The organism is Delftia sp. WSY_16 (assembly GCF_043104415.1).
Taxonomy (GTDB): Bacteria; Pseudomonadota; Gammaproteobacteria; order Burkholderiales; family Burkholderiaceae_C; genus Comamonas; species Comamonas tsuruhatensis.
In genome coordinates, this window is the sequence record NZ_JBICKS010000019.1 from 799,830 (window position 1) to 810,289 (window position 10,460).

Below are 10,460 nucleotides of genomic sequence, written 5' to 3' on the forward strand. Positions count from 1 at the left end.
ACGCACAGCAAAGCAACCGAACACCCCTGCGGGACATGCGGCCCAGGCCATGGCCCGGCTCCACCCACCCCCATCCGTCAAACCATGTCAAACACAACCCCCTCCCCCACCGTTGCTGCAGCCGCACGCATCCTGAAGCCGGCGCTTGCAGCCATCGCCTTCTCAAGCTGCTTCGCAGCCCATTCGCAGCCGCAAGACGCCTCGGCAGCCACATCGGACGCAGCGCTTTCCCGCGCCGAAGTCATCGCCGATCTCGCACTCTGGCGCCGCGCCGGATTGGACCGCCATGCGGAGATATCGATCTCCTACGGAGTCGAAACGCAGGAATATCGGGCCGCATACCAGGAGTACCTGCGCCTTCGCAACAGCGAGGCGTTCCAGGCGGAGGTCCGCAAGGCGCTGAGTCGGTAAGGCGGAGCGCCTTCCCGCCCAGGCCATCGCGGCAGCGGCTGGCTGCCTGGGGACGTGGCCCGGGGCTTTGCCTACAGGCCCAGGTCGGACAGACCGGGGTGGTCATCGGGGCGACGCCCCAGCGGCCAGTGGAACTTGCGCTCCGATTCCTGGATGGGCATGTCGTTGATGCATGCGAAGCGCCGGCGCATGAGACCGTCGGCCTCGAATTCCCAGTTCTCGTTGCCGTACGACCGGAACCAGTTCCCGGCATCGTCGTGCCACTCATAGGCGTAGCGGACTGCGATCCGGTTTTCCGCGTACAGCCAAAGCTCCTTGATCAGCCGGTAGTCCAGCTCCTTCTTCCACTTCCTCTCAAGAAGGGCCTGGGCCTCGGCGCGGCTGTTGGCGAACTCCGCCCGGTTGCGCCATTTCGTGTCGGGGGTATAGGCCATCGCGACCTTGGCCGCATCGCGTGTGTTCCATCCATCCTCGGCCAAACGGACCTTTTGGACGGCGCTTGCGAGAGAGAACGGGGGCAGGGGTGGGCGAGTTTCCATGATGTGACCTTTGAAAAGATGTAGAACGATCTGTCTACATGCACCACTCTAACGGAGGTGGAACGATCTGTCTACAATGTCTTCATGAAAACTTCCCAGCCATCTCTCGAGTCACTGCCGCCCCGCGAGCGCATCCTGGTGGCAGCCCATGGCCTTTTCTACGCAGAGGGCATCCGGGCCACGGGCGTGGACCGGATCATCGAGCGGTCGTCGGTCAGCAAAGTCACCTTCTACCGCCAGTACGCCAGCAAGGACGACCTGATCCGGGCGTACCTCGACTACCGCCATGAACGGTGGATTTCCTGGTTCCAGGCCAGCCTGGCGCAGGAGGCCGCCGGGGGCTCGTCAGCGTTGGATGCCCTGTCCACCACCCTCAGGAGCTGGTTCGGCCAGCCCGACTTTCGGGGCTGCGCCTTTCTCAATGCCGCTGCCGAACTGGGCTCGTCCGACCCTGAGATCCTGGCGACGGTCCGGCGGCACAAGCAGGAAATGTCGTCCGTGCTGGATCGCCTGTTCGGTGGCCGTTCCGTGTCCGTGGGCGCTGCGCTCACCCTGGTGGCGGACGGCGCCATCGTCCATGCGCAGATGGGTCAGCCGATCGATGAAGTCATGGAGAACTTCAAGGCAGCGGCCGAAGGGATCGTGAGCCGCCCCGGGTTGTGAGCAGGCTCAGGAGCGGGGCGCCGCTGAGGCTTCGGCGCGCCACAGCGGCAGGTCGTTGCTGCCTCGCCACCTTTGGCCACGCAGGGGCCGGATCTGGCAAGTCAGTGCTTTGCCACACGCTGTCCTGCCGCGTCGATGACGGCTTCGCCGTCCTCCTTGGAGAATGCCCCTTGCTGGGGACGCGGCAGTATGTCCAGCACCACCTCGGATGGCCGGCACAGGCGCGTGCCCAGTGGCGTCACCACAATGGGGCGATTGATGAGGATAGGGTGCCGGAGCATGGCGTCGATCAGCTGGGCATCGGTCCATTCCGGGTCGCCCAGGCCCATCTCGTCATACGGCGTACCTTTTTGCCGCAGAACCTCCCGCACAGGCAGGGCCAGGTCCGCCAGCAGCCGCTCCAGCGTGGCCCGGTCGGGCGGTGTCTTGAGGTATTCGATGACGGCGGGCTCCTCGCCGCTGTTGCGGATCAGGGCCAGCACGTTGCGCGATGTGCCGCAGGCGGGGTTGTGATAGATCGTGATGGTGCTCATGGCAGATGGGTTCTGTGAGGGAATTCAGGCAGCCACGCTCAGGCGCAGCGCAAGGGCGGAAAGCGTGATGAGCAGCACGGGGGCCGTCAAAACCGTACCGACCTTGAAGTAGTAGCCCCATCCGATGGTCATGCCTTTGCTGGCCAGCACGTGCAGCCACAGCAGCGTGGCCAGGCTACCGATGGGCGTAATCTTCGGGCCCAGGTCGCAGCCGATCACGTTGGCGTAGACCATGGCATCCCTGACCACGCCGGTGGCACTGGAGGCATCGATCGACAGCGCACCCACCAGCACGGTGGGCATGTTGTTCATCACAGACGACAGCAGGGCCGAGAGCACTCCCGTGCCGATGGCTGCGCCCCAGACGCCGCCTTGGGCAAAGCGGTCCAGAACGGATGCGATAGAGGTGATCAGCCCGGCATTGCGCAATCCGTAGACCACCAGATACATGCCCAGCGAGAACACGACGATCTGCCACGGCGCGCCATGCAGTACCTTGCGGGTGCTGATGACGCAGCCGCGTGCCGCCACGGCCAGCAGCAGGGCGGCACCTGCGGCCGCGACCGCGCTGACAGGCACGCCCAGCGGCTCCAGCCCGAAGAAGCCGACCAACAGCAGGACCAGGACCACCCAGCCCGCGCGAAAGGTCGCCGGATCGCGGATCGCATCGGCCGGGCGCCTGAGCTGGGCCAGGTCATAGGTTGCGGGAATGCCGCGCCGAAAGAACAGCATCAGCATGGCGAGGCTGGCCAGCACCGAGGCGAGATTGACCGGCACCATTACCGAGGCGTATTCGTTGAAGCCGATGTTGAAAAAGTCGGCCGAGACGATGTTGACCAGGTTGGAGACGATCAGCGGCAGGCTGGCCGTGTCGGCGATGAAGCCTGCCGCCATGACGAATGCCAGCGTGGCGGAGGGCGAAAAGCCCAGCGCCACGAGCATGGCCATCACGATGGGCGTGAGAATCAGGGCGGCGCCGTCATTGGCGAACAAGGCGGACACAGCCGCACCCAGCAGCACGATGAACGCGAACAGCTTGCTGCCCCGGCCGCCGCCCCAGCGTGCGAAGTGCAGCGCGGCCCATTCGAAGAAGCCGGCCTCGTCAAGCAGCAGGCTGATGATGATGACGGCTACAAAGGTGGCGGTCGCATTCCACACGATGCCCCAGACCACTGGAATGTCGGAAAGATGCACCACGCCGGCCAGCAGGGCAACGACCGCGCCCAGCGAGGCGCTCCAGCCAATGCCCAGGCCGCGCGGCTGCCAGATAACCAGCACAAGGGTGGAGATGAAGATCAGGACTGCCATGAGCATGGTGCTGGGAGATTCGGGTTTCAGAAGGCGCGCATTCGTGGACGAAGGGGGCGTCAGTGGGAGGCCAGTTCGCGGGCGGTGCCCTGTAGCCTTGCCTTTTCCAGCTTGTCGTCGGGCAGATTGACCAGCAGCTCCAGACGACGGCGCATCATGTGCAGAGTCTGTCGGAATGCTTCCAGCTTGACCTCTTCAGATGCGTCTCCCTGCGAGGGATCGGCGTATCCCCAGTGGGCGGTGGCGGGGTGGCCGGGCCAGATCGGGCAGACCTCGCCAGCTGCGTTGTCGCAGACGGTGATGATCAGATCCATCTGCGGCGCCTGCGGAGCCGCGAACTCATCCCAACTCTTGCTGCGCAGCCCCTGCACAGATACGCCGGCACGCTGCAGCACCTGCAAGCTCAAGGGATTGGGCTGCTGATTCGCGCGGGGGCTGCTGCCGGCCGAATACGCTTTGAAGCGCCCATTGCCCATGTCGTTGAGCAAAGCTTCGGCCAGGATGCTGCGCGCCGAGTTGTGAGTGCACAGGAACAGGACATTCAGGGGGGTGATGGAATCAGACATGGTGGCTTAGCAGCAGGACTTGGAGGAAGAGGAAGCTACGGTGCCTGGGGCGCAGCAGGCAGATGCGGCCGCCTGGCGCGGGGCCGTCGGCGCGCAGCACGCGCCGCTGGCTCCGACAGCTGCATCAGGGGCCTCGTGAAACACGGGAATGTTCTCCAGCGAATGAAAGTGCTCCCAGGCAATCCCCTGGGGATCGGTGATCCAGTGCTTGTCGCTGCGTGCATAGCAGCAGGTGGTGGCGCCTTCGTCGAGCATCGCCAGGTCGGCGGCCCTGGCGCGTGCCTTGAGCGCATCCAGCTCCTCGGCCTCATCCACTTGGAAGCCCAGGTGGTCCAGGCCGGCTTTCTCGCCTCGCGTCGAAATGGCGAAGTTCACCCGGGGCTCATCCAGCATCCACTTCGCGTAGTCGCTTTCCACGCGGGCGGGCTCGGCACCAAACAGCTGGGAATAGAACGCGATGTTCTTGGCCAGATCGTCGACGTGCATATGGACATGGAAGCGTTTCATCGTGGACTCCGTTCAGCAGTTGCAGGGCAAGGCATCCACCGTGGCGCATGCGGCGCCCTGGCAGCAGTTTTCGGTGAGGTAGGCGAGCAGGTCGTTCATCGCCGCAAAGGACGCCCGGTACAGCACATTGCGGCCCAGGCGCTCCTGGCTGACCAGCTCGGCATGGGACAGCTCCTTGAGGTGGAACGACAGCGCATTGGGTGCGATACCCAACTGTTCGGCCAAGGCGCTGGGCGTAAGCCCCGCAGGGCCGGCGACTACCAGGGCGCGGAAAACGCGCAGGCGCGCTTCATGGGCCAGGGCCGAAAGCGATCGGATGACTTGGGTTTCTTGCATGCATCAATAATACAACTATTGTTGAATTGTTGTTGAAAAAAATGAGAGCGGCCGTGCGGCTCCATTGCGCAAGCTCCGTGCGGAACGCCACTGAACACGCCGCGCGTCACGCAGATAACTCGTTGATTTCTCACGTCCTCGCAAGCCATGCGCCATCGATCCTTAGAGAGATGCGCCACTGAACTTTCGTCTGTACGGAAAACGCGCCACTGCACTTTAGTTTTTTTGGCCAGCAAGGCTGAGGAGCGAGCTATCGGCCGAGGCGCAAGGGCTCAGGGCCGATGTGCGGCGGCGTCGCGCGTTGCCATGGGCTCTTGTGTGGCAGCTACCGACCCGTTGCAGTCGTTTGTCGCTGGCCTGTCGGTGTCGGCTTTGCCTCGGCAGCTGCCGCCCCCCGCTGCCGGGCGAACTCACGCTGCATGGCGCCAAGCAGTCCTTAGCCTCTGCGACAAGCGCTGGCCCAAATGGTGGGGCTACTCGAAGGCTAGGACATTCTCCGGGCGCTCGCCCCGTGCCAGTGATCGTCTCACCCCCACTCAAACTTGCAGTCCCGAAACACGGATGGACGGCCAGGCTCGCCATGACACCCTGACAGCTCTACCCTCGCAAACATCGCCATCAACGGCGGACAGCACATCCACTGATGCTGACGACGTTCACACGGGGCGCAGCTGAAAACATTTCAGAACTTCATAGACACCGCCACGCGCATATTCCGCGCCTCCCCGTAGTACGACGAGGTCGAAACCCCTTGGTACTTGCGGTCGAAGACGTTGTAGAGGTTGGCCGAGACCGTGAGCTTCGGATTGATGGCGTATTGCACCATCAGGTCGGCCACAGCATAGCTTTTCTGCTCGACACGGCTGACGTTGGGCAGGCCCAGGAAGGAGAGGTCGCTCCAGGTGCCGCTTTGCCAGCGCACGCCGCCGCCCACGGTCAGGCCGTGGCCTATGTGAGGCAGGCGGTAGGTGGTGAACAGCTTGAGGGTGTTGCGCGGGATTTCGGGGTTCAGGCGGTTGCGCTCGGCGTCGCGCGCGATGTTGCGGGCAAAGCCGACGGAGGCGTTCCAGTGGCGGCGGATTTCGCCGGTCATCTCCACCTCGAAGCCACGCGTTTCGGCGCCCTTGACGGCACGGTAGGCCTGCTCGCCATTGGGCGCGTAGCTGCCCGTGATGGCCTGGGCCACGTTGTCCTGCAGCAGGCGGTAGACGGCGGCGCCCACCTGCAGGCGCTTGTCCAGCAGCTCGCCCTTGAGGCCCAGCTCGTAGCTGCGGCCCAGTAGGGGATCGAGCTTTTTGCCGTGGATGTCCAGGCTGCTCTGCGCCTGGAAAATATCGGTATAGCTGGCATAGGCCGACCAGTCGCGGCCCACGTCCAGCACCAGGCCGGCGAAGGGCGTGAGCTTGCCGTTTTCGGCCATGGCGCTGCCGCTGGTCTCGCCGCTGGCGAAATCGGTGTAGCTGTCGCGACGCTTCCAGTTCGTGATGCGTGCCCCCGCGATGACGGACAGCCGGTCCGTGGGGCGCAGCTGCAGCGATCCGTAAGCACTGCTGCTGCGTTCCACGGCCGCGCTGCGGCCTAGTACCGGGTTGTCGGGCTGCACCGGCGTGCGGCCATCCCAGGTGAAGAGGTTGTCTATGGTGTTGTCCCAGCCGGGGAAGGCCCAGCGGCCATGCGAGCCGCTGTCGTTGCGCGTGCGTGCCACACTGGCGCCGAAGGCGGCCTGGTGCTGGCGTCCCAGCAGCTGGAAGGGACCGGAAGCCGTAAGGTCCAGCGTGTCCTGCCGAGGCCGCCCCGTCCACCAGGCGGCCCACAGGCCGGCACCTGCGCCGGTGGTGCGGTCCACAGGCTGTTCATTGGTCCAGCCCGGAATCTCGTCATAGCTGCTGCGGTCGAGCGTGTAGATGGCCTTCAGGCGCCAGTCGCTGGCCATGCGGTGTTCGAGCGAGGCGAAGACGCTGCGGTAGTCCCGCCGTGCCGAGGCCCAGCGCGCGCCCGAGGACGCGGAGCGGCTCCAATCGATGCGCGTGCCATCCGTGTAGAAGAAAGGCCGGCCCCCACGGCCTACGCCAGAAGCGTCGTAGTCCTGCGCGGAAAAGCCCACGGTGGCCAGCGTGGACGGCGACAGGTCAGCCTCCACCACGCCGTACAGCGAGCGGCTGCGGTCCTGCTCGTAGTCGACCTTGGAATGGCGGTTCTGCGACACGGCCACGATGCGCCCGCGCACCGATCCGGAGGCGTTGAGCGGAGATGACAGATCCACCTCGGCACGTGCGAAATCCCAGGAGCCTGCCGTGAGCCTGGCGCTGCCCTGGAACTCGGCCGTGGGCAGCTTGCGCACCAGGTTGATGGTGGCGCCGGGCGTGCCCGCGCCGCTCATCAGCCCCGAGGCGCCGCGCACGACTTCGACGCGGTCGAACATGGCCATGTCGCTGGTCTGGAAGATGGCCGGGTAGTCGCTGAACAGGCGGTTGACGCCATCGACCTGGAAGTTCTTGATCTGAAAGCCCCGCGCGAAGAACTGGTTGGTGTCGCCGCCCGTGGGACCGTACTGCGCATAGCTCAGGCCCGTGGTCTGGCGGGCGATGTCTTCCTGCAGCACGATGCCCTGGTCGTCCATGCGCTGGCGCGTGATCACGCTGACCGACTGCGGTGTCTCGCGCAGCGACAGGGACAGGCCCGTGGCGGCCCGCGATTCGCTGGCGGCGTAGGACTGCGTGTCCTCGGTGACGGCGCTGCGCTCGGCCTGGGCGGTGACGCGCACCTCGGCCAGCGTGGCCGCGCCGGTGGGCGTTCCCACGGCCAGGGACGGTCGCACCACAAAGCCGCCGCCCTCGCGCGGCAGGGCCTGCAGGCCCGTGCCGGCCAGCAGCGCGGACAGGGCCTGGTCCACGGTTCGATCACCCTGCACGCCGGGGCTGGTCCTGTCTGCGGTCTGGGCGGTGGAGAAGGACAGCAGGATGCCCGCCTGGGCGCCAAAGCGATTGAGCGTGGCGGTCAGCGGCCCGGCAGGAATGTCGTAGCGCTGCACTGCCTGGGCGTGGGGCTGTGCCTGGGCGTGGGGCTGTGCCTGTGCGTGGGCCTGCGCCGGGGCAAGCACCGCCACCAGCGGCAGTGCCAGAACGGCGGGGCGCAAGGCCTGCCGCAGTTGAAATGCCAGTCGTGTGGCGCGAAAAGTCGGGTGATGGCCCATGGTGTGCGTGTCCCTCGGTCCTGGATGGTTGGCAATGGAATGCGGGCGCAGAAAAAAGCGCTTCATCTCCATTGCCCCGCGAGACGCGAAAAGCGATCAGCCAGGATCGACAAGAGCCAGGAAATCAGGCCGGCTCGACCACCACCCAGTAGCGCGTGGCCGTGCGCAGGCGCACCGGCAGGGTGGCCAGCAGCATGGCCAGCACCTGGTCGGTGTCGGCCAGCGGATAGGTACCGCTGACGGGCAGCTGCGCCACGGCGCCATCGCAGCCCAGGTGGCCGGGCCGGTAGCGCGACAGCTGGTCCAGGAACTCGGCCAGCGGCATGTCCTGGGCCACCAGCATGCCGCGCGTCCAGGCTGCCAGGGCCGGATCGGCGGGCCCGGCCGGCGTGGTGGCCTGAGCGTCAAACTGCGCCTGCTGGCCTGTTTGCAGCAGATGGAGGTGGCCGGGCCGTTCGCGGGGCGCGATCTCCGTGGCGCCTTCAAAGACCGCAACCCGGCTGGGCCCCTGGCCGCGCTGGCGCACGACGAAGCGCGTGCCCAGGGCACGTATGCGGCCATGGCGGGTTTCGACGAGCAAGGGCGGCGCACTATCCTTCAGGCCCTGGGCCGTGGCCACCTCGATGTCGCCGCCGCGCAGGCGCACCAGGCGCTGCTGCGGGCTGAAATCCAGGTCGACCGCGCTGTCGGCATTCATCTGCAGCTGGGTGCCGTCCGGCAGGCGCAGGCTGCGCCGCTGGGCCGTGCCCGTGCGCAGGTCCGCCCCCAGGCCGGCCAGCCAGTCGCCCGAGGATGCCGGACCTCTCCATGCCACGGCACCGGCACCCGCGCCCGTGAACAGCAGCACGGCCAGGCTGCGCACCGCCAAGCGCCGCCCGCGCCCGCGTGCCGTGCGCGCGGCCTGGGCCAGGGCCACGCTGGCCGGCGTACCGGACAGCGGCTGCAGGCGTGCGCCCATTGCCTCTATGCGCAACCAGGCGCGCTCATGGTCGGGATGGGATTCGCGCCAGTGCTGCAGGCGCTGCACCAGCATCTCGCGCGTGCCGGCGCTGTGATCATCGGACTGCAGCTCCACCAGCCATTCGGCGGCCTGCTCGCGCACCGCAAGAGGAATGGGCAGGCTCATGCGCCGTCGTCGTCCAGAAAGCAGACTTGCACCACGGCCCGCGCGATATGGCGGCGCACGGTGGGCACGGAAAGGCCCAGTTCAGCCGCGATGTCGGCCTGCCTCATGCCGTCGATCTGCGACAGCAAAAAGGCCTGGCGCACGGGCAGTGGGAGCAGGGCCAGCAGGCGGTCCACCTCGACCAGGGTCTGCAGCACGATGGCGCGGTGCTCGGGGGACTGGGCCACGGCCTCGGGCATGAGGGCCAGGGCGTCCAGATAGGCCTGCTCCACGCAGCGCTTGCGGTAGAGGTTGGCGGCCAGACCCTGGGCAATGGTCATCAGCAGGGCACGCGGTTCGCGAATGGCCTGGATCTCGGCGCCGCTGCGGCCCAGCAGGCGCACATAGGTGTCCTGGGTCAGATCGGCCGCATCAAAGGCATTGCCCAGGCGCTTGCGCAGCCAGCCCAGCAGCCAGCCGTGGTGGTCGGAGTAGAGAGTGGCGACATCGGGAACAAGGGCGCGGTCGGCGGCGGGCATGGGAAAGCGGCACGAGTGAAGCAGGAGGAAAGGCACCGGGGCAATATGCAGCGGCAAACAAGAATGCTTCTTATTTTCATTGTATCCAAATCCTACATCGTCAGTGCACCAACCTGCGCACCAACGCCTGAGTGCGGACGCTCGGCGCGAACACCATCGTGGGCTGATTCCACCTTCGTTGAAACCAGTCGGAGCGACGGCATGGAGTCGACAGGAATCAGCGGTGCAGCGCGAAATGGGGCCTTCGAGGCGAAGCACGGCGCACCGAAGAATCGACTGGCCACTTCCAAACGGTGAAGCGGTCGTCCAACAATGGAAGTCTTCAACGGCCGGTGTTGGTCGTCCCTGTCACTCTCGCTTTGCACAGTGAAGGGCGTAGATCAGCCTGAGGCCATCGTTAGAAAGTCTGCAGTTGCCAACTGCTCCGCAGCGATTGCTGCTGCTCACGGCCACCTCGTGACCTATCAGTTGCAGCCACATGGTGGTCATCCAAGCTTCAGGGCTGGCGGCATCGCCAGATGCTTCGCTCCTCATCCGCACCCGACCTGGTGAAGCTCCCCTTTAGGACTGGGCCGTCATCGTGCCACGAAGGCTGAGCTTTTCTCCCTCTGCCCACAGAGGTCACCAGACGAGGCCTCGGTCTCGTTCGCGCCTGATCAAGGGCAGTCACTCTGCACGGCTGGCTGATCTTGGGTGCGCTCAGCACCACGGCCAGGGCGCCTTCGAGGCGACGTTAGGTCACAGCCCGCAAGGCTGCATG

11 protein-coding genes are annotated in these 10,460 nt (G+C 65.9%); 2 read left to right on the top strand and 9 right to left on the bottom strand.

The window, feature by feature from the left end; translation table 11 throughout:
- Positions 1-84 precede the first annotated feature (84 nt).
- Positions 85-411, top strand: a complete 327-nt coding sequence (locus ACF8O7_RS13040) for a hypothetical protein (protein WP_126310961.1) — start codon at positions 85-87, stop codon at positions 409-411.
- 71 nt (positions 412-482) lie between these two features.
- Here ACF8O7_RS13040 and ACF8O7_RS13045 read toward each other — a convergent pair whose 3' ends face one another.
- Positions 483-950 carry a nuclear transport factor 2 family protein gene (locus ACF8O7_RS13045; RefSeq protein WP_016445466.1) on the bottom strand — a complete coding sequence of 156 codons (468 nt, stop codon included), beginning with the start codon at positions 948-950 and terminating at the stop codon, positions 483-485.
- Positions 951-1,034: 84 nt separating this feature from the next.
- On the opposite strand from ACF8O7_RS13045, the gene ACF8O7_RS13050 reads away from it, so the two are divergent.
- Positions 1,035-1,613, top strand: coding sequence for a TetR/AcrR family transcriptional regulator (locus tag ACF8O7_RS13050; RefSeq protein ID WP_046240237.1), 579 nt, complete (start codon positions 1,035-1,037; stop codon positions 1,611-1,613).
- Positions 1,614-1,714: 101 nt separating this feature from the next.
- Here ACF8O7_RS13050 and arsC read toward each other — a convergent pair whose 3' ends face one another.
- The 8 genes from arsC to ACF8O7_RS13090 form a co-directional block, all read right to left on the bottom strand.
- Positions 1,715-2,146: an arsenate reductase (glutaredoxin) gene (arsC, locus tag ACF8O7_RS13055; RefSeq protein ID WP_016450895.1), complete on the bottom strand. Its 432-nt coding sequence runs from the start codon at positions 2,144-2,146 to the stop codon at positions 1,715-1,717.
- Between the two features lie 24 nt (positions 2,147-2,170).
- Entirely contained in the window at positions 2,171-3,460 is a 1,290-nt protein-coding gene (locus tag ACF8O7_RS13060) for an arsenic transporter (RefSeq protein ID WP_126310962.1), read from the bottom strand.
- A 53-nt stretch (positions 3,461-3,513) separates the two neighbouring features.
- Positions 3,514-4,020, bottom strand: coding sequence for an arsenate reductase ArsC (locus ACF8O7_RS13065; protein WP_016445462.1), 507 nt, complete (start codon positions 4,018-4,020; stop codon positions 3,514-3,516).
- Between the two features lie 6 nt (positions 4,021-4,026).
- The gene (locus ACF8O7_RS13070; RefSeq protein WP_126310963.1) at positions 4,027-4,527 is read right to left on the bottom strand and encodes an ArsI/CadI family heavy metal resistance metalloenzyme; all 501 of its coding nucleotides are present in this window, start codon (positions 4,525-4,527) and stop codon (positions 4,027-4,029) included.
- 12 nt (positions 4,528-4,539) lie between these two features.
- Positions 4,540-4,863, bottom strand: coding sequence for a helix-turn-helix transcriptional regulator (locus ACF8O7_RS13075; protein WP_016445460.1), 324 nt, complete (start codon positions 4,861-4,863; stop codon positions 4,540-4,542).
- Positions 4,864-5,545: 682 nt separating this feature from the next.
- Positions 5,546-7,999, bottom strand: coding sequence for a TonB-dependent siderophore receptor (locus ACF8O7_RS13080; protein WP_392443458.1), 2,454 nt, complete (start codon positions 7,997-7,999; stop codon positions 5,546-5,548).
- A gap of 181 nt (positions 8,000-8,180) precedes the next feature.
- Positions 8,181-9,182: a FecR domain-containing protein gene (locus ACF8O7_RS13085; protein WP_046985400.1), complete on the bottom strand. Its 1,002-nt coding sequence runs from the start codon at positions 9,180-9,182 to the stop codon at positions 8,181-8,183.
- Positions 9,179-9,700: a sigma-70 family RNA polymerase sigma factor gene (locus tag ACF8O7_RS13090; RefSeq protein ID WP_016445457.1), complete on the bottom strand. Its 522-nt coding sequence runs from the start codon at positions 9,698-9,700 to the stop codon at positions 9,179-9,181. Before ACF8O7_RS13090 ends, ACF8O7_RS13085 begins: the two co-directional genes overlap by 4 nt.
- Positions 9,701-10,460: the final 760 nt, after the last annotated feature.

What these genes read in the sequence shown, in the direction of transcription:
- ACF8O7_RS13050 (WP_046240237.1), top strand. Translation starts at nt 1,035, where the DNA reads ATGAAAACTTCCCAGCCATCTCTCGAGTCACTGCCGCCCCGCGAGCGC.
- arsC (WP_016450895.1), bottom strand. Translation starts at nt 2,146, where the DNA reads ATGAGCACCATCACGATCTATCACAACCCCGCCTGCGGCACATCGCGC.
- ACF8O7_RS13090 (WP_016445457.1), bottom strand. Translation starts at nt 9,700, where the DNA reads ATGCCCGCCGCCGACCGCGCCCTTGTTCCCGATGTCGCCACTCTCTAC.
- ACF8O7_RS13045 (WP_016445466.1), bottom strand. Translation starts at nt 950, where the DNA reads ATGGAAACTCGCCCACCCCTGCCCCCGTTCTCTCTCGCAAGCGCCGTC.
- ACF8O7_RS13065 (WP_016445462.1), bottom strand. Translation starts at nt 4,020, where the DNA reads ATGTCTGATTCCATCACCCCCCTGAATGTCCTGTTCCTGTGCACTCAC.
- ACF8O7_RS13075 (WP_016445460.1), bottom strand. Translation starts at nt 4,863, where the DNA reads ATGCAAGAAACCCAAGTCATCCGATCGCTTTCGGCCCTGGCCCATGAA.
- ACF8O7_RS13070 (WP_126310963.1), bottom strand. Translation starts at nt 4,527, where the DNA reads ATGAAACGCTTCCATGTCCATATGCACGTCGACGATCTGGCCAAGAAC.
- ACF8O7_RS13085 (WP_046985400.1), bottom strand. Translation starts at nt 9,182, where the DNA reads ATGAGCCTGCCCATTCCTCTTGCGGTGCGCGAGCAGGCCGCCGAATGG.
- ACF8O7_RS13040 (WP_126310961.1), top strand. Translation starts at nt 85, where the DNA reads ATGTCAAACACAACCCCCTCCCCCACCGTTGCTGCAGCCGCACGCATC.
- ACF8O7_RS13060 (WP_126310962.1), bottom strand. Translation starts at nt 3,460, where the DNA reads ATGCTCATGGCAGTCCTGATCTTCATCTCCACCCTTGTGCTGGTTATC.